Origin of the sequence: Martelella sp. UBA3392, assembly GCF_002358775.1 — a bacterium.
GTDB classification, from domain to species: domain Bacteria; phylum Pseudomonadota; class Alphaproteobacteria; order Rhizobiales; family Rhizobiaceae; genus Martelella; species Martelella mediterranea.
The window spans coordinates 1-21673 of sequence record NZ_DEPM01000201.1 but is presented as its reverse complement, the minus strand read 5'-3'; the positions used below and the strand labels follow the sequence as shown (position 1 = coordinate 21673).

Sequence of the window (21673 nt, the reverse complement as noted above, 5' to 3'; positions counted from 1 at the left end):
TTATAATGAAAAACCCCATTCTGAGGCCCTCAATGCCCGAAAACGACGCCGATCCGCACGCCAGCCCGTCTCTCGGCACGGGCGCTGCTTATCAATTGCAGCCTTCGGGGGCGTCGGGCGCGCTGACGGGCCATCTCGCGCCGCTGGTCGAACGCGCCCGCGGTTACGTCGACGCCTCGAGCGCGGCCAATACGCGGCGCGCCTATGCCGCCGACTGGGCGCATTTTTCGAGCTGGTGCCGGCGCAAGGGGCTTGCGCCCCTGCCCCCCGATGCGCAAACCGTCGGGCTCTACATCACGGCGCTCGCCGCGGGCGAAGCGGCTCCACGGGCAAGGCCGAGCGCGGTCTCGACCATCGAGCGGCGGCTGTCGGCGATTGCGTGGAACTATGCGCAGCGCGGCCTCACGCTCGATCGCCGCGACCGCCACATCGCCACGGTGCTCGCCGGCATCCGCAATCGCCATGCCGCACCCCCGCGCCAGAAGGAGGCGATCCTGCCGGAAGAACTGATCGCCATGGTCGAAACGCTCGACCGGGGGACGCTTCGAGGCCTGCGCGATCGCGCCATGCTGCTGATCGGCTTTGCCGGCGGCCTGCGGCGCTCGGAGATCGTCGCGCTCGATTGCGGCCGCGACCAGACCGAGGACGGAAACGGCTGGATCGAAATCCTCGACAAGGGCATGCTGGTGACGCTCCGCGGCAAGACCGGCTGGCGCGAGGTGGAGATCGGCCGCGGCTCCTCGGATCTCACCTGCCCGGTCCATGCCGTGGAAACCTGGCTGAAGCTCGGCAGGATCGGCCATGGCCCGCTGTTCCGCCGCGTCACCGGCAAGGGCAAGGCCGTCGGTCCCGAACGGCTGAGGGACCAGGAGATCGCCCGCCTCATCAAGAAGACCGTTCTTGCCGCCGGCATTCGCGGCGAGTTGCCCGAGGCCGAACGGATAAAACTGTTCTCCGGCCATTCGCTGCGCGCCGGCCTCGCCTCCTCGGCCGAAGTGGACGAGCGCTATGTCCAGAAACAGCTCGGCCACGCCTCCGCCGAGATGACAAGGCGCTATCAGCGCAGGCGCGACCGGTTCCGCGTCAATCTCACCAAGGCCGCGGGGTTGTAGAGCACTTCCAGGCAAAGTGGATACCGTTTCACCGTCCATGAAATGCGGTAACGCGCCAGACGCCTCCCTGCCCTGGCGCCTCTTGCCGTTCATGAGGGGATTGATTATATAGTCATCATGGTCATTCTGGTCAGGAGGCGCGCAATGCAGCCCGTATCTCACGATGAAAAGAACTGGACGGTCGCCAAGGCAAAGGCCAAGCTTTCAGAGGTGATTGAGCGTGCGCAATCCACGCCACAGACAATTACACGCAACGGCAAGCCGAGCGTCGTGGTGGTCTCCGCCGAAGAATGGCAGAGGAAGGTCACGCGCAAGGGGACCCTGGCCGAGTTTCTTCTGGCGTCCCCGTTGCGTGGCGCCGAGCTTGCTCTCGACCGGCAGGGCGACGAGCCACGCGATCTATCGCTGTGAAGCTCCTGCTCGACACCAACGTCCTGTCTGAAGTGACGAAGCCGCGCCCGGAGAACCGCGTTCTTGAATGGCTGGATGAGATTGACGAGGATCGCTCCTTTATCAGTGTCGTGTCGCTTGCCGAAATCCGTCGCGGTGTCGCGCTCATGGACAGCGGGCGAAGGCGCGATGCTCTCGCCGATTGGCTTGCCAACGATCTGCCGCAACGTTTCGAGCAACGCGTGCTTGCCGTGGACGAAGACGTGGCTTTCGCCTGGGGCGACCTGATGGGGGACGCAAAGCGCCGTGGACGCGGTATGTCGTCGATGGACGGGCTGATCGCGGCCACGGCAATGTCACACGGTCTCACCCTCGCAACACGCAACATCAAGGATTTCACGGGCTGCGGCGTAGAGCTGATCGATCCATGGGCCGTGTGAAGTACAAATCCGGCCCGGCCGGCCGTCGCAATTGCTAAGTCGAAGCCGGGTGTCGGCTCGTTTTCAAACACGGCCGGCCCCCTGCCCCCACACCGTCCATGCCTTTTCAAGTGATGGCCCTACTGCAACAGGAATAGAAGGGCAGTCGTCACCAGACTGCTAATCAGAAAATAGGGCGCATTCACCATCGTATAAAAGAACGGCCTGGGGAAATTGGGATTGATCGCAATCGTCATGCACATCGCCAGAAGATAGCCGACGCCGATCACCAGCCCGAGCGAAAGGGCGTCGGTAAGGGAGGCAATGCCGATCATGTGCATGATCGCCGCGGTCGTGACGATCATGACGACATTGCACAGAAAAGGCCCGAGGATGGTCAGCGCGTCCGGCCGGGCGGCGGGCAGAGCCTCCCGCCCGAGTGCGATTGCGTAATATCGGGGCACCAGGGCGCCAAAATACAGGCTCCCCAACACGAAACCAAATGCGGAGGCCGCAAGAATGCCCCAGAGACTGATCTGGGCAAATGCACTGAAAATCATGACTTTCTCTTTCGCTGAAATCTGGAGCCGGGGCGCTCAATGGGCATTCGTTGGCTATCCGACCCGGATGAAGCGTGTATAGATGGACCCAACTGACACTTCACGGCAGTTGGACGATGAGCGGACCCGACAGATTGCTGCGCCTTCTTCAGCTTATGCGCGTCATGGCGCCGCCGGTCACGGCGAAACGCCTGGCGGCCGAACGCGGCGTATCCGTGAGGTCGATCTATCGCGATATCGAACTGTTGCGATTGTCGGGCGCCCGGATCGAGGGAGAACGCGGTTATGGCTATCGCCTGATAGAGGACTACGCCCTGCCGCCGCAGACCTTCGATCGTCTGGAAATCGAGGCAATGACCGTGGGCCTGGGGGAAGTGCGCCATATGGGCGATCCGGACCTGGCACGTGCCGCCGAGGCCGTTCTTGCCAAGATTGCCGCAACCTTGCCCGACGACAGCGAGCAACACTTGCTGCATGCTATATCCCATGTCTATCGGCCCGCTGGACGCTACGACGCGCATCCCTGTCTGCCCGCCCTTCGGCAAGCGTGCTGGGATGAGTACGAGATCGAAATCGGCTACCGCGATCAGGCCGGCGTTGCCAGCCAGCGCCGCATTCGTCCCCTTGCCATCATGTACAGCGAACGCGTCCTGACGGTTCTGGCCTGGTGTTGCCTGCGCGATGACTTCCGAATGTTCCGGGTCGACCGGATCGAAAGCCTTTCGGGCAGGGGCGCCAGTTTTCGGCCCCGGCGGGCGAGTTTGCTGCGGGACTATCTGGCGCGGCTCAGCGACGAAAACAGCGCGTGAGCAATCGGAAGACGCCGCAACCACGTGGTCATTTCACCCATCTCATGATCCGCCGTGCAAGACGAACCGCCGACAGGATCACGATCGCGGCTTCTTCAGCGAGCGGGCGAGAGCGGGCGAGACGGAAAGACCGTCGTCGCGGCCGTCCTCCTCTGTCCCGTCGTCATCGGGTTTTGGCGACGGCGTGGCATTCCCGGCCTCGATCCTTGCTCTCAACAGCGCCATCACCATCGGCCAGACGGAGAACTGGCCATCCCTCGCCCGTTCCGTCAGATTGCGGAGATACCCGCCGGGGCTGACGACGGCCTCGCCGCGCTGGTAGATCGCTGCCAACGTGATCGCGGCCTGTTTGTCGCCCATGATTTCGGCCGCCTCCCGCCAGGCGCTCGGGCTGACGCCCAGCATTGGCCGGGCGATTTCGGCGATGCCCAGGAAGTCCCGCCAGTTACGGATCGAGCCTCCCTTTGCCAGATCCCGAAAGCCCTCGCAGGCATCCAGCACCAGTGCCAGCGGCAATTCCCGCTTCGGCAGGCTGTGCAGATTGTCGGTTTCGTCGCCGCTGCCGCTCGCTTCTGATTTATTTCTTGAGCCATATTCAGATTCAGATTGGGATTCTGGATTTGAATTCTGTTTGTGGCGCTCAGCATGAGACTCATTGGCGTTCGTTTTTTGTGAATTTACGTGAAATTCCAATGTCTCACGCACTTCCTCGTGCAGCAGAGCCAGGGCATCGCAAATATCCTCGGCAATCGCCAGGTCTGGAAGGCGAGGTAGCCGGTCAATGATGTCTCGGTAAACACGGCTCATCTTCGCCCAGTCGCCCGGAACGCCCTCATCAAGCCCTGCCTCGATCATCTTGACGATGTCACGGCGCAGCAATGTCAACCGTTCGCGTGCGCATTTCAGCGCCAGACGCTCCTCGGCGATCCGCGCGGCCATCGCCTCGAACTCGGCCGCCCGCGCGACAAGCGGTGACAGATCGAAGCCATAGGCCTGCTCGACCTGCCCTCCCCTGCCCTTCCTGGCGAAGCGTTTGCCGTTCGGACTGTCGCGGCGGATGATCAACCCGCACTCGACCAGCACAGCCAGATGGCGGCGCAGCGTTGCCGGCGAGATGCCGTTGGCGCGCGCGATCAACTGCTCGTTGGAGGGCCAGACCACGAAGCCGGTCTCCTCCGCAAGCTCGTTCTCGGGATAAAAGGTCAAAAGCGCGTTCAGGATCGCAAGGCCGCGATCGCTCGCCCCCAGCGCCGTACGCGCTTCCCGCACGGTATGAAACAGTTTCCACTTGTTGAGCCGCGCCCCTTTAGGGGCTTCCCGCGCCACTTTCTGGCTTGAAAGCATCGCGAGCGACATCGGCCGCCGCCCAAAGGGCGTCGTTGTCATCGCATTGTCCATAGGTTCACCTTTCAAAAAGGCAAAAGAAATCCCTCCTGCAGCCCACGGAATGAACTGCAGCCTCTTGACTGGGACGGCCGGAAATGCGAATCAGTAGGTGCTAAGAACTTATCGGCTTCCGGACGCTTGTCGTTTGGGGGCCTTTTCTTTTGTCTGTTTCTCTCCTCTTTTGTCGTTTCGATTACCGTCCCCCGGGCATCGCTGTTCTAATCGTCGCGATTGGCACCGTTGGTTGATGAAAAATACTCCTCGGCGAGGGCATCCATGCGCTCGGAAAGCCATTCGGCAAAGCCGGATTCCTGCCTTGCGATCGATATCGTGGTGCCGGAGGCGCCCGTTGCGATCCGGCCAAGGCTCCTGCCATTGCTGACCAGCTCGCGCACGGACTTCTCCGCAGGCCTGTCTTGGCCGCCGCGCGCGGCCTTCACCGCGAGATCGATGCGCTGCGCGGCATCGGCGGACTGGAAAGCCTGGCTTTCAAGAATGGAGCGGATGCGGGATACCGCTTCTTCCCCGCCCTTCAGGCAGGTTTCCGCAAGCGCCATCCATTTCGGCCTGCCGACGCCCTTGGCGCGGCCGATGGCGAAAATGATATCGTGTGGCACCGCATTGGCCACTTTCAGCATCAGCGAGATCGGCGTCTTGGAAAGGCCAAGCACCGGCTCGATCGCGACGCTGGAAAAACCCGCCTCGCGCAGCTGCGCCGCCCACAGCGCCTGCTCGATCCAGGTGAGGTTCTCGCGCACGCCGTTTTCGAGCGATTGCTCCACCAGCAATTCCCGGTCATCGAGCGGGCGGACATAGGCGCGGATCGTCACTTCGGCCGGCGTCCGGCTCTCGGCGGCGAGCAACCGGATCGCGGCGAGCCGGCGATGGCCGTAAGCGAGCTGATAGCGTCCCTCGGCCTTGGGGTGCGGCCGGACCAGAACCGGCATTTTCTGCCCTTCGGCGCGGATCGAGGCCGCGAGACTTTCGATTTCCTCGGCTGCCTCGCCATCGCTTTCGAACCGGTCGCGATAGGGCGAGGCATCGACTTTACCCGGATCGAGCACGACGCTGCTCGATTCCGACAGCGTGTTCAGCGCCTTGCCGACATTGCTGACCACGGACGAACCGCGCCTGGAACGCGAAAGCGGCGAGGGGGCCGGCGGTTCCGGGCCCTTCTCGTCGCTATTGGCTTCCGCCATCATTTTCAGGATGTTCTTCTTCATGATGCCCTGCCCCATACGGCCCGAAGAAGCGTCAGGATCTCGCCGTTCACATTGTCGGCGCTCTCGATCGCGCGCTTCAGGGCCTCGCGGCCGACCTCGCCGCTTTCCAGCTCGTAGAGCGATTTCTTGGCAACGCCGGCGCCGGCGATCGCGGTCGATTCGATCGCCTCGTAGACCAGCACGTCGTTTTCAAACAGCCGCCGCATCACGCTCGACATGTATTTCTGCGGACCATCATTGGGATTGACCCGGGTCATCAGGAATTTCAGGAAATCATGATCGAATCGGGCCCCGAACTGGGCGAGCGTATCGGCGAGATCGGAAATCATGATCAGGAACTGGTTGCAGGAGGCAACGTCCAGCATCGCCGGATGAACCGTCACGATCAGGCCGGTCGCCGCGTAAAGCGCGGCCAGCGTCGCGTAGCCAAGCGAGGGCGGCGTATCGAGCACCACGAAATCATACTCGCCTTCGACCGAGGCGATCGCATTCTTCAGCCGCTCGAAGAACAGGCCTAGCTCGTCGCGCTCGCGCTGGGCGAGATAGGCCGGCGTATCGAACTCGAAATCCATCAGTTCCAGATTGCCCGGGATGAGATCGATGCCGGGGAAATAGCTCTCGCGGATGACATCGGAAAGCGGTCGACGCTCATTGTCATAGCGCAGCGCCGCATAGACGGTTTCGTTCTCGCCGACATCGAATTCCGGCTGCAGACCGAAGATCGAAGTCATCGAGGCCTGCGGATCGAGATCGATGCACAACACCCGGTAGCCCTGCAGCGCCAGATAATGCGACAGGTGGATCGATGTCGTGGTCTTGGAACTGCCACCCTTGAAATTGGCGGTGGCGACGACCTGAAGCTTCTCCCCTCCCCTGCGGCGCGGCCAAAGCCTGAGCGCGTCGTCCGGGCGGCGGTCGGCCAGAAACTGGCGCAGTTCGGCAAGCTGCCCGACCTGATAGATGCGCCGGTTATTGTCCGCGCGCGAAGGCTGCGGCCCCTTGCCATCGATGGTCATAGCCCGCAATGTGCTTTCCGGCACATCGAGCAGCTTGACGAGATCGAGGGTGGAAAAGGTGCGCGTGAACTGCTTGCGCGCCTCCGGCGGATAGATGCGGTGGCGCATCGACTGCAGCTCTGCCGACAGACGCTCGGTATAATCCTCGATCTTTGCCGCTGTGTCGCCGGTCGCGGTATATGCGGCTGTTTCGGTCATCTGACGGTTTCCTGTCCGAATTTACTCCATTTGCGTCAACGCTGCATGACTCGCACCGATTCTGCAAGGGGTTTTTGGTTAATGAAAGGTTAACACGCGGGACAAACGCACTGCCTGCTCGCGCCGGTTTTGGAGCGTTGGCATCACGTTTGCGTCCCCCGGCATTGTAACGCCCCTGTTTGTCAGTTGAACGAAGGATAGTTCCTGTGCTCTGAACTGCGCGTCAGTTCTGCCGATGAAGCGCCTTATCCTCTCCGTTGGACCGAGACGATCGGACCGCCGCGAGCCGCGGACGACCGCATACGCGTAGTCCGCCCTCCCCTTCGAAGCGATGCCCGTGCGGCGCATCAATGACCGCAGATTGGCGCGCCGATTCGCCGGGCAACCTGAAGAATACCTTCACCGACGACAATCTCCGCGCCATGTTCGGCACGGGTCTCTCTGTCGGCCAGTCCGGACGGACGATACTCCCTTTGAACATCCGCGCAGCGCGGTCTTGAGTCCCCGATCAGGACTGATAGCAGAAGAAATGCATTCAGACCCATGACGGTCGCCGTCGGGGCTTGAAGCAGCCTGCGCCTTCGCGCCAGCGCGGCATAACCCGCGGCGGATAGCGTCCTTGGACGACGCCGGAAGTCGCGTTGCGGACGCAAAAGACTAGAGACGTTTCCGCCTCGCTTACACAAGTTCCCGGATACCCTCCAACCGGCAATCGCGGGTCACACTCGACGAACCCCTCGGCGAAACTGCGTTGTTCTGGCGAGATGACCTCACCCAGGTGGATTGCGAGGAGCCCCACCCGTCGAAACCGCCCTTGCACTGGGGTACTCTTCGGCGATCTCCGTGGCGGCCGGCCCCACCCGTGCGGACGATCGAGCGACATCCTATTCATGACACCGCCCGTTTGTTTTCAATTGAAAGCTCATCGCCAGATTGATTTTGCCGCTCGACGGAGCCAATGGCTCCAGCCTGAGACGTGCCCGTCGGCAACACCCGCTAGAAGAAGGAGCTCCTTGGCTATGCGATATACCTGCCAATGATTCGGTACCGGCCACGTCGAGGGAGAGTCGCGCTTTGAAAGTTCAGGGAGAGCGATACCCACCAGCGTGTTTTCAATTGAAAACGTCTTTGGCGCCACGGCGTCCTCGTCAGTCGGTCGAGCCATCCGCACAACGCCAGATCACCAAATGTCACGACCCGCTAGTTTTCAATTGAAAACTCGGCGTCAGCGACGCTCTACTAGATGACGAGGTCAAAGGTTCATGCCAGCACGGCGAGATCCTCGATGCCATGCGCCTGCAGATAGAAATCCTTGGGTCGTCTGATATGCCGGGCGATGATCTGGCAAAGACCGTCCGTATCGCCGACGGTGAGGGCGTTGATCATCTTGAAATGCTCATCGATCGCTAACTCGCGGATGTCGCGACTGGCGAACGCGCGGGTGCGGATCGGCTGGGTGGCGAAGGTGTAATGCCGGATCGCATCGGCAAGTTGGCGATTGCCTGCCGCCCGGTACAGCGTCTCGTGGAACCGGTCATTCAGTTCGAAGACATCGCCAAGCCGTTGGCTCTGCGATTCGTCGCGATGACGGATGGCGATGTCGGTCAGCGCTTCGATTGTTTCCGGCGGAGCAGGGCGGGCGAAACGTCGCGCGGCCTGACATTCGAGACATTCGCGGATTTCATACAGTTCCTCGATCTCACGGCTCGAATAGTCGCGGACATGGACGCCCTTGTTGCGCGCACGTGTTACCAGGCCGACCTTTTCGAGTTCGGCGAAGGCGAGGCGGACAGCGTGCCGGGTGGCACCGGTGCGTGCGATGACATCATCCTCCACCAGTCGCTCGCGCGGATGGCGGCGACCGGTAACGATCTCGCGCTGCAGTTCGCCAAGCACGACTTCCCAGTTTTTCGGTTGCTCCGACACGTCCTGCGCACCCAAAGGCTGTTTTATATATCTGTAAATACTAGCATATTTTGTAGAGAGCGCAATCATCGATAATATTATCGATAATTTCGTTGGCGTGAAAAGAGTTGCTGTCGATTTCTTAGCGGGCGGATGTTAGCCGAACAGACAGATGAAGCTCAGGTCGTCATCTCGATGAACACTAGGGCAGAGGGGGCGGCCCGTTCACGTTCGCCACACGCGGCGAAGGCAGGCTCGCACCCGGCCAGGTCGCCAGACGTAGGCATTCCGTCCGCGATCATGAGCCCTGCCTGGAGACATCGCGGCGGCGGCATCGTCGGCAATTCTTGCGCCGCCGATGTCAGGGGAGGGGAGGGCAGGGGCCTCCACGACGAGCCCGCCTTCCTTGCTCACGGTGGTGTGGTTGTAGTCCGACCAGCCCATCCGATCGAATTGAGCGCGCCATGCCCGACAACACCGCAAATTCACCTGCATTTCGATGAAAGTCATGTTTTTATCGATGAACCGGCATTCGTTCCTGCGCGCGAAGGGCGTAAGTTGACGGCAAACGAGGCGAGGGAAGAGGAAACGGTGCCCGCCAATGGTCAGTGATACGGTGGATGCCCGCGCCGCGGAACACATTGCGTCCGAAAACGGGGCGCGCGGCAGACATGTGCCCATCCTCCGGACATTCTGGGGCGCGCAGTGCGCCGTGTGGAGCTTTCTGATCCTGTTTGGCTGGACCGCGCGGCTCATCACCTTCGGCGATGTCTTCGCCGCAACGGCGATGACGCTGATCGTGGATCCGATCGCCTTTCTCATGACCGGCGCCGTGCATGTGTTTTTCCTGTCGCGCCGGCGCCGGGTTACGTCCATTCCGATCGTCATCTTCCTGCTCTGTTTTTCCGTCGTCGGCGGCTTCCTGCTGCACGGCATCGCCGACATCGTGCGCCGTCTGGTTCTCGACGATATGCCGCTTCCGCTCAGCCCGGCGATGATGACCGTATTCTACACGATCCTGCTTATCGGCTGGTCGCTGATGTATTTCTGGCGCACGGCGCTGCTGGAGGCGCGCTCAGAGCGCCTGCGCGCCGCCGAGGCGCAGGCGGAGGCCGTCCGGCTGGAAATGGAGCGGCTGCATCTGCAACTCGCCCCGCATTTTCTCTTCAATGCGCTCAATTCGGTCGCCTCGGAAATTCACGACCGGCCCGACGAGGCGCTTGAGATGGTGCGCCGCATTGCCGCCTATCTACGCTATTGTCTCGACCACGCCGCCCATTCGCGCTGCCCGCTCGCCGATGAAGTGGAAGCGATGCGCGCTTATCTGCGCATTCAGGAACTGCGTTTCGAGGAAAGGCTGAGGACGACCGTCACTGTCGATCCCGAAGCCCTCAACGTGCTGGTGCCGCACATGATCCTCCAGGCATTGGTCGAAAACGCCGTGAAGCACGGCCTGCGGCATCAGGATGACGCCATCGAGATCGGCGTCACCGTGGAGCGCCTCGATGACAGGAGCATCGTCATCGAGGTGGTCAATTCCGGCACGCTGCAGCCGGAGCGGCCGGGCCGCCCCGCCATCGGCCTTGCCAATACCAGAATGCGCCTTCACCTTCACTACCCGGAAGGCTATGAGCTGACCCTGAAGCAGGAGGATGACCGCGTCGTCGCAAGGCTGATGCTGAGGGGGTCCGCATGCCGCGTGTAATCCTCATCGATGACGAACCGCCGGCCCGGCGCGGCCTGAAGCGCATGCTCGCAGTCTTCGATGATATCGAGATCATCGGCGAGGCCGGCACGATCGACCAGGCGCGCGACCTGATTGTCACGCTGCGCCCGGATGCCGTGTTTCTCGATATCGAATTGTCGAGCGGCAAGGGCTTCGAGATCGTCACAGACCTGTCGCCCGAAACCGCCGTGATCGTGGTGACCGCCTACAGCCTCTATGCTACCGACGCGTTCGATGTCGCCGCGCTCGATTTTCTGGTCAAGCCGGTCGATCCGGACCGGCTCGAGACCGCGATCAACCGCCTCAGGGAACGCCTTGCGCCGCCGCCGTTGGCCGCCGCCACCAGCGCCCGGCCGCCGGCGCGCATTCTACTGAAATCGATGATGTCGTCGGTGATGGTTCCTGTCAGTTCGATCACGCTGCTGCAGGCGGAAGCCGACTTCACGCGGGTGCATCTCGATAGCGACCAGACCTATCTCGCCGGCGGCCTGCTCGGCAAGTTCGAGGCCGACCTGCCATCGCCCCCTTTTTGCCGGCTGAGCCGCTCGTTGATCGTCAACCTGGAACGTATCCATACGGTCGAATGGCAGGCGGGCGGGCGCAGCCTGCTCCGCTTCGGCGCGGACAGCCGCGACTTCCCCCTCGGCCGCTCCGCGACCCGGCGCCTGCGCCAACTTCTGGATGACTGAACCCGATCCGGCTGAAGGGCTTCAGTCAGCGGACCGGATGCTTCGCGCGGCCGGCATAAGATGCCGATCTTCACCGGAGGAAACCACTGGTTAAGGTTTCTTTTCTATCACTTCTGCTGAGTGACAGCCCTCAGATTGGTCTCCATCAGCATGCCCTTTTCGCGTTATCCAAGCCTTCAATCGAAACCCGCCGGATCGCTGCGGACGGACGGTGATCAGACGAGCGGTGACGACCGGATCACGGAGCCGTCGCGGCGCAATCCGGATGCCGCGATCCTTGACCCCGACCGGCTTCCGACCTGGCAGCGCCCCTTCGTGCTGGGACCGAATGTGCGCTTCACCCGCACGCCGCACAAGAAGCATCCCGAATCGCCTTCCTCAGCCGCAAAACCGGAGGAGGGTGACGACCTGCCGCCGCAATCGCCCGCCGCAGCGCTTCAGGATCGCATTGCCGAAGAGTTGCCGGCCAAGCGAGGGGAGGGCGCCCTGGAAAATCCGACGGCAGAGCCGTTCCGGGATGAACCGCCGATGCTGGTGGATTTCCTGTTCCACCCGCTCGGCGCGCCGGAGCATGACGCGGCGCAGCCGGCCTTCCCCGAACACGAAACCGATCCAGAGCCTGTCGCGCAAATAGCGACGAACGAACAGACTTCAGCAGACAATGACGAAAGCCCAGTGAACATTTCGCAAGCCCCATCGATCTCTGAAATGCATGATGCCCAAGCCGCTGAAACAGCGGACGAGGCCAACCAGACACAGGCCAGGGCAGGGGCGCTCGCCTTCATTCCCGACGGGCTCGCCTTCGAGATGATGGGACTCGGGCTGTTCGACGGCGCAATGCCGGCATCCAAGGCCGAGGCCGCGGCACCAGCCGAAGACGAACCTGCCGATGAGGCGGGTGCGCATGACGGCTTCATGCCCTGGACCGCCGCCTCCGACGCGGTGGAAACCGCCACCGACGAGCCGGAGGCGAGCGCGGAGGAGGGGCCTTCGCCGGTTGCGCTTTACCGGCAGGTGCTGCTTTACAGCCCGACTCGGCGCACGACAGACGACCGTATGGACAGTGAACCCGCCCGGCCACAGGAGATCCCCGCCGAGGAGAGCGATCCCATTGATGACAACCACCTCGATGACAGCGACCTCATGGATGAGCGCGAAGAGGCATTCGCCGAGATAGACGAGGATGCGTGGGAAGACGAAGCGGAAGCCGAGATTGCCGATTTCGGCGACGTGCAGCCGCGCCAGCCCGCAGCGGAGGAGGACGAAGCGCCGGACAATGTTGCCGGGCCCCTCAACGTTCTGGCGAAGCATGAACAGACGGATTTCGTGTTCCCGTCGATCGAGCTGCTGCAGGCGCCGTTTGCAGATGAAGCCAGCGTTCTGAGCCAGGAAGTGCTGGAACAGAGCGCCGGCCTGCTGGAAAGCATCCTGGAGGATTTCGGCGTCAAGGGCGAGATCATCGATGTCCGCCCCGGCCCGGTCGTCACGCTTTACGAATTCGAGCCGGCGCCGGGCGTCAAGTCATCGCGGGTGATCAACCTCTCGGACGACATCGCTCGCTCGATGTCGGCGCTTTCGGCGCGTGTCGCGGTCATTCCCGGCCGCAATGTGATCGGTATCGAGCTGCCGAACGAGGAGCGCGAGACGGTCTATCTGAGAGAGCTTCTCGAAAACCGCCTGTACATGACGACGGATTTCCGCCTGCCGCTCTGCCTCGGCAAGAATATCGGCGGCGAGCCGGTGGTCGCGGAACTGGCGAAAATGCCGCATCTTCTCGTGGCCGGCACCACCGGTTCGGGCAAGTCGGTGGCCATCAACACCATGATCCTGTCACTGCTCTACCACCTCAGGCCCGAGGAATGCCGGCTGATCATGGTCGACCCGAAAATGCTGGAACTGTCGGTCTATGACGGCATTCCGCATCTTCTCACCCCGGTCGTGACCGATCCGAAGAAGGCGGTTCTGGCGCTGAAATGGGCCGTGCGCGAGATGGAGGATCGCTACCGCAAGATGTCGCGGCTCGGCGTTCGCAATATCGACGGTTTCAACAAGCGCGTCGCCGAGGCGCGCACGACGGGCGAGACCATCATGGTGTCGGTGCCCACCGGTTTTGACCGCACCACCGGCGAGCAGATTTTCGAGGAGCAGGAACTCGATCTCTCCGCGTTGCCCTATATCGTCGTCATCGTGGACGAGATGGCCGACCTGATGATGGTCGCCGGCAAGGAGATCGAAGGCACGATCCAGCGCCTGGCGCAGATGGCGCGCGCCGCCGGCATCCACCTGATCATGGCGACGCAGCGGCCCTCGGTCGATGTCATCACCGGCACGATCAAGGCCAATTTCCCGACGCGCATCTCGTTCCAGGTGACCTCCAAGATCGACAGCCGCACGATCCTTGGCGAGCAGGGCGCGGAATATCTGCTGGGGCAGGGGGACATGCTGCACATGAAGGGCGGCGGGCGGATCGCCCGCGTCCACGGCCCGTTCGTTTCCGACCACGAGGTCGAAAAGGTCGTCGCCCATCTGAAGACGCAAGGCACGCCCACCTATCTCGGCAGCGTCGTCGTCGACGAGGAAGAGGAAGACGAGGGCGAAGAGGATACCGCCGTCTTCGACGCGACCGAGATGGGCAGCGAGGACGACGACGCCGATGATCTCTTCGCCAAGGCGGTGAAGATCGTCCAGCGCGACAAGAAGTGCTCGACATCCTATATCCAGCGCCGCCTGTCGATCGGCTACAACCGGGCCGCCTCGCTGGTGGAACGCATGGAAAAGGAAGGTCTCGTCGGCCCCGCCAACCATGTCGGCAAGCGCGAGATCCTCGATAGCGCCGCGCCGGCTTGATCCGGCGCGCCGTGGCGCGAGCCAACCCTGAAGCAGGGAACTTCAGCCGTCTTCGCGCGCGAGAGTACCGTCGGTCTCGGCCTGCTCTGCCGCCCAGACGCTTGCGGCCTCAACGGCAACCGGGGTCGCGGACGGCGTGACGCCGAGATAGCTCTCGGTCTGGTCGACGGGAACCCCCGGCCGCTGCGTCATGCGATAGAGCGCGTAAAGGGCGATCGCCGCGAAGGTAACGCTCAGAACCAGCCAGAAGGTGAACGGACCGGCCCATTCCATCGCCCAGCCCGTGGCGAGCGGGCCGATGATCGCGCCGAGCCCGAAGGTGAACACCAGCCCGCCGGATGCGGCCGGCATATCCTCCGGCGAAAGGAAATCATTCGTGTGCGCCAGCAGCAGCGCATAGAGCGGCGTGGTCATGCCGCCGGCGATGAAGGCCAAAGCCATCATCGGCCATAACCCGCCGCCGGCGATCCAGCCCAAAAGGCATGAGAACGCCCCGATCAGCGAGGCCGCGAAGATCAACCGGCGCCGATCCATGCGATCCGATATCCAGCCGATCGGATATTGAAAGGCGAGCGCGCCGGCAAATAGCATCGCCACGAGCAGGGCAATCTGGTCCGCCGTCATGCCGATCAGCGTTCCGAAAACCGCGCTCATGCCGGATTGCGTCGCATAGGCGCTTCCAAGCAGAAATATGCCGACCGCACCGAGCGGCGATTGACGATAAAGCGCCCGCAGGGGCATCGGCCGTATGACCTCCGTTCGCGGAGCCTGCCCGACGGTCAGCAGAACCGGCGCGAACGAGATCGAGACGAGGATCGAAGCGCCGATGAACAGCACCGGGGTCTGCGCGTCGCCAAGCGTCAGGAGTCCCTGCGCGCCGATGATCCCGAGCGTCTGCGCGATCATGTAGGCGGACAGGACCTTGCCGCGCGTCTCGTTGGTCGATGCGTCGTTGAGCCAGCTTTCCGCCGTGACGTAGATGCCCGACATGCAGAACCCGATCAGGATGCGCAGCAGCGTCCACGCCCAAGGCTCGACGAGCAGTGGAAGCGTAATCAGCGCGGCCGACATGAAGCTGCCGAGCGCCGCGAAAACCCGGACATGGCCGACATTGCGGATCAGGGCAGGGGTGTAGCGGGCGCCGGAGAGGAAGCCGACGAAATAGCCGGATGTCACGATGGCGAGCGCGGCCGGCGAAAACCCCTCCAGACCGCCGCGCAGGCCAATAAGGGTAAACTGCATGCCGTTGCCGAGCATGATCAGCACGATGCCGACCAGAAGCGCCCAGATGCCTGATATGACCGTGACCATCGCCCCTCCGGAACGCCGCGCGGATTGCGCCCGGCTTCAAGAGTTTGGCACACAAATCAGGTTGCAGTTGTCCCATTTGCGTAATGAATATGGCCGACGCGCGCAGCAGCCCGTCGCGAGCACCACGCGGCGCTCCCCGACCCTGGCGTGGCAAGTGGGGCAGGGCGGCCCCACCATGGCAGGCGATGGAGGAGCCCTCTCTCAGGCCAGCCGGACGATCAGGACATCACGCGGGGGCAGGGCGAAACGGCCGTCTTTCAGGAAGGCTCCATTGCCGGCCCAGTGGTTTTCGGCGCCGGTGAGGGGCTTGCCCTCGCCATCCGTCACCGTTCCGGTCTGCGCCTGCCTTGTGGCGTTGACGAGCCAGAGATAGCGGCCGTCCTCGCCCTCGTGCAGGCGGACCTGCACCGATGGGTTGGAGGTGACGGTGTGGGCGGTCTTGCCGGTGAAGGCGAAGCAGCGGGCGAAATAGCGCTTTCCCGCCGCCGACTGGTCGCGGTAATAGCCGACCGAGGGATGGGTGCCGACGAGCAACGTGCGCCCCTTGCCGAACGCGTTCTCGACGATCGCGATCCGGCCATCGGCAAACCGCGCCAGTTCGCGGCCCTTCGTCACAGTGTAGGACTGCAGGAATCCGCCGCCCGTGGTCGAAACGCCATCGAGCGCGAAGCGGATGCGGTCGCCGATATCCGGCATGAACTCCACCTCGTCCTCGCGTACGCCGAAAACGGCATCGAGCCCGTTATTCGGCTGGACCGTGCCGACCTTGCCGCGATCACCGAAATAGCCCGGGCAGGCTTCCGAAACCAGCGTGCCGCCGGCCTTCACCCACTCGGCGAGCTTTTTGGCGTTCTCGCTTGTCAGCATGATGGGGTAGGGGAAGTAGAGCGCATCATAGGCGTCAATATCCTCGATATGCACCCAGTCGGCCTGGATGCCATTGTCGAAGAAGCCGCGATAAGCGCCCCACATGGCCTCCCTGTAGGTCTCGTAATTGCCCTCACGGCTCAGGAGACAATCCCAGGCCTGCGCCTCCGGGGCGACAAGGATGCCGATCTCGCCTTTCACCGGCTTTGCCGCCAGAAGCGGCTTCTGCTCCGGGGCATTGGTCCACTTCGCGATCTTCGAGGCCATGTCGGAGCGCGGCGTGCGCGAACCATCCATGCCATAGGAGCCGAAGGCGCCGAACAGCGGGCCGTCGAGCAAAGGCCGGTAGCGCAGGTTCAGCATGCCGCGCGCGCCGCCGGCGAACGACGTCAGCGACCACACCCGGATATCCTCGGGCTCGGCGACGCGGCCATCCTCCTTGTCGCGACCGACGACCTGCGGCTGCATCCACAGCGGCCCGCCCTGCCGCTCGGCATGCCAGAACGGCTTGCCGCGCGCGGCGGCGCGGTTGAGGTCGGCGGCATAGAAGCTGCGCCAGGACTGGTTGCCCTTGCGCGCATGGACGAAGGTATAGCCATAGACCTCGACCTTGGAGGCGGCGAGCCAGTCGTCCGAGCCGCGCGAGGCCATATCGGGGATCGCGCCGGCGACGCCATGGGCAGCGATCAGGCAATCGCTGTCGACGGCGCGGATCGTATCGATGCGGAATTGCATCTGGCCATAGTAATTCTCGCGCTTGAAATCGAGCCAGTCGAGGCATTCCGGATAGGGCGCGACCTGGCGCGGCGGTTCGATATCGTCCCATTCGGCATAGGAATAGCGATACCAGGCCTTTGCCAGCGTATCGAGATCGCCGTATTTTTCCTGAAGCCAGACGCGGAAGGCGGCCTTGGTGTGCGGATTGTAGTCGACCGCCGGCGAATAATTGCACTCGTTCCAGACATCGTAGCCGAGCAACCCCGGATGCCCCTTGTAGCGGGTCGCAAGCGCCGTCAGGAAAGCGCCGGCGGCCTCCTTCACTTCCGGGCAGTTCATCGTCAGCGAACCGGCGCCGCCGCCGTTCGGCGCGAAACCGCCGGTCGCGGCCGATACGCCCATGATCGCCGGAAGCTCGCTGCCATCGGCGCGCATCTGCCGGGCATGGGCGAACTTGCGATAGGCCCAGTCCGGCACGGTGTGGGTCAGTTCGGCAATGATGGTCTTGATGCCGTTTTCGGCGGCGAGATCCATCTGCCGGTCATATTCTTCCCAGTCGTAGAAGCCGGGCCGGCGCTCGATCGCGCTCCACATGAACCAGTGGCGGAACACGTTCAGCCCATCCTCGGCGGCAACGCCATAATCGCGCTCCCAGTCCTCGCGCGGCGGGTTCGACTTGCGGAAATAGACCGCCCCGAACGGCGTCTGCATCGGTATTTTCGTCATGATGTCCTCATCATATTATCTCGAAAGGGTCGGCGGTTTTGACCTGCGCCTCCCCCGACACGCGTCATACAGATGTGACGCCGAACAGCGGCGGGCTTCGCCGCATAGCCCCCCAATCTTCTCGCCCCGGAGGGGAGAGATGTCGCGACAGCGACAGTGAGGGGGGAGACCATCCTCGCGATCGCCCTCGCGGACTGAAACGCCGCTTCACCCTCACTGCCCCTTTCGGGGCATCTCTCCCGCAAGCGGGAGAGAGTATTGGGAGCAAGCCGCAAGGCAGCATGCGATTACCTAGCGCCCAAGGGCGAAGATCGTTCGATCACAACCCCGCAAGCGCTTCCAGCGTCCGGATCAGCGCCGAATGGTCCTTGTCGCCGTCGCCGCGGGCAATTGCGGCGTTCATCAATTGCTCGGTGGCGGCGGCATTCGGCAAAGCCAGGCCGATATCCCGGGCGGCGTTGACGGCGAGCGCCATGTCCTTGCGGTGCAGGCGGATGCGGAAGCCGGGATCGAAGGTGCGCTCGATCATCCGCTCGCCGTGAACCTTCATGATCGTCGAGCCGGCGAAACCGCCCATCAGCGCCTCGCGCACCTTGGCCGGATCGGCCCCCGCCTTCTTCGCAAACAGCAGGCCTTCCGCCACCGCCTCAATTGTCAGCCCGACGATGATCTGGTTGGCAACCTTGGCGGTCTGGCCGTCGCCGACCGGGCCGACATGGGTGATGGTCTTGCCCATCACCTCGAACAGCGGCTTGGCGCGCTCGAAATCCGCATCCGAGCCGCCGACCATGATCGTCAACGCCGCGTTCTTGGCCCCGACTTCGCCGCCGGAGACCGGTGCATCGAGATAACCACAGCCCTTTTCCGCAATCTTTTCGGCAAAGCTCTTGGTCTCGACCGGCGAGATCGAGCTCATGTCGATGACCATCTTGCCTTCGGCAAGACCGTCATCCACGCCGTTTTCGCCGAACAGGACGACTTCAACGTCGGGCGTGTCGGGCACAATGGTGATGATGATCTCGGCGGCTTCCGCGACTGCCTTCGGCGTGTCGCAGGCGGTGGCGCCCTTTTCGACGAGGAACTCGGAGACTCGCTTCACCCGGTTGATGAACAGTTCGTGGCCGGCGTCGATCAGGTGCGCCGCCATGGGTCGACCCATGAGGCCGAGGCCGATAAATCCGATTTTCATATGATCCTCCTTAAAGCCAGGGCTTCATCCAGCCGAGGCCTTCGCTTGTGCCGGCCGAGGGCTTGTATTCGCAGCCGATGAAGCCGTCATAGCCTTCCGCGTCCAGCATATTGAAAAGATAGGGATAATTGATTTCGCCCGTGCCCGGCTCATGGCGGCCGGGATTGTCGGCAAGCTGCACATGAGCGATCTTTGCCTTGAGCCGCCTGTAGGTCTCGGCAAGGTCACCCTGCATGATCTGGGTGTGATAAATGTCGTACTGGATGAACAGGTTTTCGGAGCCAACCGCCTCCAGAATGCGCTCGGCATGATCCGTGGTCGAAACGAAGAAGCCCGGAATGTCACGCAGGTTGATCGGCTCAAGCAGCAGCTTGACGCCGGCATCAGCGAGACGCGGCGCGGCGTATTTCAGGTTCTCGACCAGCGTCTGCTCGAGCTTTTCGGCTGCAATACCCTTCGGCGCGATGCCGGCGAGGCAGTTGATCTTGGGGCAGCCGAGCGCCTTGGCGTAGGAAATCGCCGTGTCCACGCCGGTCTTGAACTCCTCCACCCGGTCCGGCAGGCAGCCGATGCCGCGTTCGCCGCCGGCCCAGTCGCCGGCTGGCAGGTTGAACAGCGCCTGTTTGACGTTGGCGGCCTTCAGCGCGGCTGCAACGTCCCCCTCCGGGAAGTCATAGGGGCCGACATATTCGACGGCCGGAAAGCCGTCCTTCGCAGCGGCGGCGATCCGATCGAGAAACGGCAGGTCGGCGTAGAGAAACGAAAGATTGGCGGCAAATTTCGGCATTGAAAAACTCCTCAGGCGGTAAATCTGGTTCGATGCAGCATGCGCTTGTTGCGCGGGTCCGGGTTGGGCACGGCGGAGATCAGGCTCTTGGTGTAGTCCTCCTCCGGCGCGGTGCAGATCTGCTCGGCGCTGCCGAGTTCCACCAGCCTGCCCCGATGCATCACCGCCACCCGGTCGCAGAAATAGCGGACCACCGAAATGTCGTGGGCGATGAAGATGTAGGAGAGGTCAAGGCGCTTCTGCAGGTCAAGCAGAAGGTCGAGGATCTGTGCCCGGATCGAGACGTCGAGCGCCGAGGTCGCCTCGTCGGCGATGATCACCTTCGGGTCGAGCGCCAGCGCCCGGGCAATGCCGATGCGCTGCCGCTGACCACCCGAAAACGCATGCGGATAGCGCTCCATGGCGGAGCGGTCGAGGCCGACGAGTTCCAGCAGGTCGCCGACCTTCTGCTCGATCTCCCGGCCCGATAGCTTGCCCTGCACCACGAGAGGGTCAGCAACCACCTGCCGGACCGTCATGCGCGGATTGAGCGAGGCGAACGGATCCTGGAAGACGAGCCGGACCTGGCTGTGGAAGTTGCGCAACCCCTGCTTGTCGAGCGTCGTCACCTCCGTCTCGGTGCCATCGCCGGGGCGGTAGACCACCGAGCCGGAGGTCGGGTCCAGCACGCGGAGGATCAGCCGGCCCATCGTGGTCTTGCCCGAGCCGCTTTCCCCGACGATACCGAGGTTCTCGCCGCGCTTCAGGTCGAAGGAAACATCGTCCACGGCCTTCAGGATAAACCCCTTCTTGCCGGCGCCGGCGCCGAACACCTTGGTGAGGTTGCGCACCGACAGCACGACGTCGTCCTTCGACGCCTCCCGGGCCTCGTCCGCCACGCGCGGCTTTTCCAGCCGCACGGTCGAGGACAGGAGCTGGCGGGTATAGGGATGCTTCGCATTGTAGAAGATTTCGTCCACAGGCCCGCGCTCGACGATCACGCCGAAGCGCATCACCGCCACCTCGTCGGCGACCTCGGCGACGACGCCGAGATCGTGGGTGATCAGCAGCATGGCCATGCCGCGCTCGACCTGCAGGCGCTTGATCAGGTCGAGAATTTCGGCCTGCGTGGTGACGTCGAGCGCGGTGGTCGGCTCGTCGGCGATCAGGATATCGGGGTCGCAGGCGAGCGACATCGCGATCATCGTACGCTGGCGCATGCCGCCGGAAAACTCGAAGGTGTAGCGGTCAATCATCGCCTCCGGGTTCGGGATTTCCACCTGCGACAGCAGGCTGATCGTCTCCGCCCGCGCTTCCGCTTTGCTCATGTTGCGGTGCAGCCGCAGCGCCTCGATGATCTGGTCGCCGATCGTGTGGACCGGCGAGAGCGAGCTCATTGGCTCCTGGAAGATCAGCGATATGCGGCCGCCGCGGATCGCGCGGATTTCCTTGCCCTCATCCGGCAGCGCGTGGATATCGACCGGCTTGCCATCGGTATCGAGCACAATCGTGCCGCTGGTGATCCTGGCCGCCCTGTCGACGATCTTCAGCAGCGCCCGCGCGGTCACCGACTTGCCGGAACCGCTCTCGCCGACCAGCGCCAACGTCTTGCCGCGATGCAGGTCGAAGGTGACATCGCGCACGGCATGCAGGATGTGCTGGCGCAGATGGAAGTCGATGGAGAGGTTCTTCACCGATAGCACCGCATCGCCGAAGCCCTGGTGATCGTGCACGATGGTCTCGGGTGTGGTCATGGTCATCGCCTCAGCTATCGTAGGGATCGGCGGCATCGCGCAGGCCGTCGCCGAGGAAGTTGA

Annotated in this window: 17 protein-coding genes; 7 read left to right on the top strand and 10 right to left on the bottom strand. The window is 63.0% G+C overall.

Annotated features, from left to right (window positions below; translation table 11 throughout):
- Window positions 1-5: 5 nt before the first annotated feature.
- The 3 genes from B4E36_RS15485 to B4E36_RS15475 all read left to right on the top strand — a co-directional run bounded on the left by B4E36_RS15485 (window position 6) and on the right by B4E36_RS15475 (window position 1942).
- A complete protein-coding gene (locus B4E36_RS15485; RefSeq protein WP_345900546.1) occupies window positions 6-1112 on the top strand; it encodes a tyrosine-type recombinase/integrase in 1107 nt (368 codons plus the stop codon).
- Window positions 1113-1256: 144 nt separating this feature from the next.
- A complete protein-coding gene (locus B4E36_RS15480) occupies window positions 1257-1523 on the top strand; it encodes a type II toxin-antitoxin system Phd/YefM family antitoxin (RefSeq protein ID WP_292058672.1) in 267 nt (88 codons plus the stop codon).
- On the top strand, window positions 1520-1942 hold the full coding sequence (locus tag B4E36_RS15475) for a type II toxin-antitoxin system VapC family toxin (RefSeq protein WP_292058674.1): 423 nt from the start codon (window positions 1520-1522) through the stop codon (window positions 1940-1942). Before B4E36_RS15480 ends, B4E36_RS15475 begins: the two co-directional genes overlap by 4 nt.
- A gap of 119 nt (window positions 1943-2061) precedes the next feature.
- On the opposite strand, the gene B4E36_RS15470 is transcribed toward B4E36_RS15475, so the two are convergent.
- Entirely contained in the window at window positions 2062-2481 is a 420-nt protein-coding gene (locus B4E36_RS15470; protein WP_292058676.1) for a DUF1761 domain-containing protein, read from the bottom strand.
- A 116-nt stretch (window positions 2482-2597) separates the two neighbouring features.
- Here B4E36_RS15470 and B4E36_RS15465 point away from each other — a divergent pair, with 116 nt between their 5' ends.
- The gene (locus tag B4E36_RS15465) at window positions 2598-3290 is read left to right on the top strand and encodes a helix-turn-helix transcriptional regulator (protein WP_292058678.1); all 693 of its coding nucleotides are present in this window, start codon (window positions 2598-2600) and stop codon (window positions 3288-3290) included.
- 78 nt (window positions 3291-3368) lie between these two features.
- Here B4E36_RS15465 and repC read toward each other — a convergent pair whose 3' ends face one another.
- The 4 genes from repC to B4E36_RS15445 all read right to left on the bottom strand — a co-directional run bounded on the left by repC (window position 3369) and on the right by B4E36_RS15445 (window position 9039).
- Window positions 3369-4688 carry a plasmid replication protein RepC gene (gene repC, locus B4E36_RS15460; protein WP_292058680.1) on the bottom strand — a complete coding sequence of 440 codons (1320 nt, stop codon included), beginning with the start codon at window positions 4686-4688 and terminating at the stop codon, window positions 3369-3371.
- Between the two features lie 206 nt (window positions 4689-4894).
- The gene (repB, locus tag B4E36_RS15455) at window positions 4895-5899 is read right to left on the bottom strand and encodes a plasmid partitioning protein RepB (RefSeq protein WP_345900545.1); all 1005 of its coding nucleotides are present in this window, start codon (window positions 5897-5899) and stop codon (window positions 4895-4897) included.
- The gene (repA, locus tag B4E36_RS15450) at window positions 5896-7113 is read right to left on the bottom strand and encodes a plasmid partitioning protein RepA (protein ID WP_292058684.1); all 1218 of its coding nucleotides are present in this window, start codon (window positions 7111-7113) and stop codon (window positions 5896-5898) included. The genes repB and repA overlap by 4 nt, the downstream gene beginning before the upstream one ends.
- Window positions 7114-8373: 1260 nt before the next feature.
- Window positions 8374-9039: a GntR family transcriptional regulator gene (locus tag B4E36_RS15445; protein ID WP_292058687.1), complete on the bottom strand. Its 666-nt coding sequence runs from the start codon at window positions 9037-9039 to the stop codon at window positions 8374-8376.
- 580 nt (window positions 9040-9619) lie between these two features.
- On the opposite strand from B4E36_RS15445, the gene B4E36_RS15440 reads away from it, so the two are divergent.
- From B4E36_RS15440 to B4E36_RS15430, 3 genes are all read left to right on the top strand, one after another.
- Window positions 9620-10723 carry a sensor histidine kinase gene (locus B4E36_RS15440; protein WP_292058689.1) on the top strand — a complete coding sequence of 368 codons (1104 nt, stop codon included), beginning with the start codon at window positions 9620-9622 and terminating at the stop codon, window positions 10721-10723.
- A complete protein-coding gene (locus B4E36_RS15435) occupies window positions 10711-11433 on the top strand; it encodes a LytR/AlgR family response regulator transcription factor (protein ID WP_292058691.1) in 723 nt (240 codons plus the stop codon). The genes B4E36_RS15440 and B4E36_RS15435 overlap by 13 nt, the downstream gene beginning before the upstream one ends.
- 150 nt (window positions 11434-11583) lie before the next feature.
- The gene (locus tag B4E36_RS15430; RefSeq protein WP_292058692.1) at window positions 11584-14280 is read left to right on the top strand and encodes a DNA translocase FtsK; all 2697 of its coding nucleotides are present in this window, start codon (window positions 11584-11586) and stop codon (window positions 14278-14280) included.
- Window positions 14281-14322: 42 nt separating this feature from the next.
- Here B4E36_RS15430 and B4E36_RS15425 read toward each other — a convergent pair whose 3' ends face one another.
- The 5 genes from B4E36_RS15425 to B4E36_RS15405 all read right to left on the bottom strand — a co-directional run bounded on the left by B4E36_RS15425 (window position 14323) and on the right by B4E36_RS15405 (window position 21610).
- Entirely contained in the window at window positions 14323-15591 is a 1269-nt protein-coding gene (locus tag B4E36_RS15425) for an MFS transporter (protein WP_292058693.1), read from the bottom strand.
- Window positions 15592-15792: 201 nt separating this feature from the next.
- The gene (locus B4E36_RS15420) at window positions 15793-17901 is read right to left on the bottom strand and encodes a beta-galactosidase (RefSeq protein ID WP_292058694.1); all 2109 of its coding nucleotides are present in this window, start codon (window positions 17899-17901) and stop codon (window positions 15793-15795) included.
- Between the two features lie 319 nt (window positions 17902-18220).
- Window positions 18221-19090 (bottom strand): 2-hydroxy-3-oxopropionate reductase, encoded by an 870-nt coding sequence (locus tag B4E36_RS15415; RefSeq protein ID WP_292058695.1) that lies wholly within the window; start codon window positions 19088-19090, stop codon window positions 18221-18223.
- A gap of 10 nt (window positions 19091-19100) precedes the next feature.
- Window positions 19101-19877, bottom strand: a complete 777-nt coding sequence (gene hyi, locus B4E36_RS15410; RefSeq protein WP_292058696.1) for a hydroxypyruvate isomerase — start codon at window positions 19875-19877, stop codon at window positions 19101-19103.
- A gap of 11 nt (window positions 19878-19888) precedes the next feature.
- A complete protein-coding gene (locus B4E36_RS15405) occupies window positions 19889-21610 on the bottom strand; it encodes an ABC transporter ATP-binding protein (RefSeq protein WP_292058697.1) in 1722 nt (573 codons plus the stop codon).
- Between the last annotated feature and the right edge of the window lie 63 nt (window positions 21611-21673).

What these genes read in the sequence shown, in the direction of transcription:
- B4E36_RS15425 (WP_292058693.1), bottom strand. Translation starts at nt 15,591, where the DNA reads ATGGTCACGGTCATATCAGGCATCTGGGCGCTTCTGGTCGGCATCGTG.
- B4E36_RS15415 (WP_292058695.1), bottom strand. Translation starts at nt 19,090, where the DNA reads ATGAAAATCGGATTTATCGGCCTCGGCCTCATGGGTCGACCCATGGCG.
- B4E36_RS15435 (WP_292058691.1), top strand. Translation starts at nt 10,711, where the DNA reads ATGCCGCGTGTAATCCTCATCGATGACGAACCGCCGGCCCGGCGCGGC.
- B4E36_RS15440 (WP_292058689.1), top strand. Translation starts at nt 9,620, where the DNA reads ATGGTCAGTGATACGGTGGATGCCCGCGCCGCGGAACACATTGCGTCC.
- B4E36_RS15465 (WP_292058678.1), top strand. Translation starts at nt 2,598, where the DNA reads ATGAGCGGACCCGACAGATTGCTGCGCCTTCTTCAGCTTATGCGCGTC.
- B4E36_RS15405 (WP_292058697.1), bottom strand. Translation starts at nt 21,610, where the DNA reads ATGACCACACCCGAGACCATCGTGCACGATCACCAGGGCTTCGGCGAT.
- hyi (WP_292058696.1), bottom strand. Translation starts at nt 19,877, where the DNA reads ATGCCGAAATTTGCCGCCAATCTTTCGTTTCTCTACGCCGACCTGCCG.
- B4E36_RS15420 (WP_292058694.1), bottom strand. Translation starts at nt 17,901, where the DNA reads ATGACGAAAATACCGATGCAGACGCCGTTCGGGGCGGTCTATTTCCGC.
- B4E36_RS15470 (WP_292058676.1), bottom strand. Translation starts at nt 2,481, where the DNA reads ATGATTTTCAGTGCATTTGCCCAGATCAGTCTCTGGGGCATTCTTGCG.
- repB (WP_345900545.1), bottom strand. Translation starts at nt 5,899, where the DNA reads ATGAAGAAGAACATCCTGAAAATGATGGCGGAAGCCAATAGCGACGAG.
- B4E36_RS15430 (WP_292058692.1), top strand. Translation starts at nt 11,584, where the DNA reads ATGCCCTTTTCGCGTTATCCAAGCCTTCAATCGAAACCCGCCGGATCG.
- B4E36_RS15485 (WP_345900546.1), top strand. Translation starts at nt 6, where the DNA reads ATGAAAAACCCCATTCTGAGGCCCTCAATGCCCGAAAACGACGCCGAT.
- B4E36_RS15480 (WP_292058672.1), top strand. Translation starts at nt 1,257, where the DNA reads ATGCAGCCCGTATCTCACGATGAAAAGAACTGGACGGTCGCCAAGGCA.
- repC (WP_292058680.1), bottom strand. Translation starts at nt 4,688, where the DNA reads ATGGACAATGCGATGACAACGACGCCCTTTGGGCGGCGGCCGATGTCG.
- repA (WP_292058684.1), bottom strand. Translation starts at nt 7,113, where the DNA reads ATGACCGAAACAGCCGCATATACCGCGACCGGCGACACAGCGGCAAAG.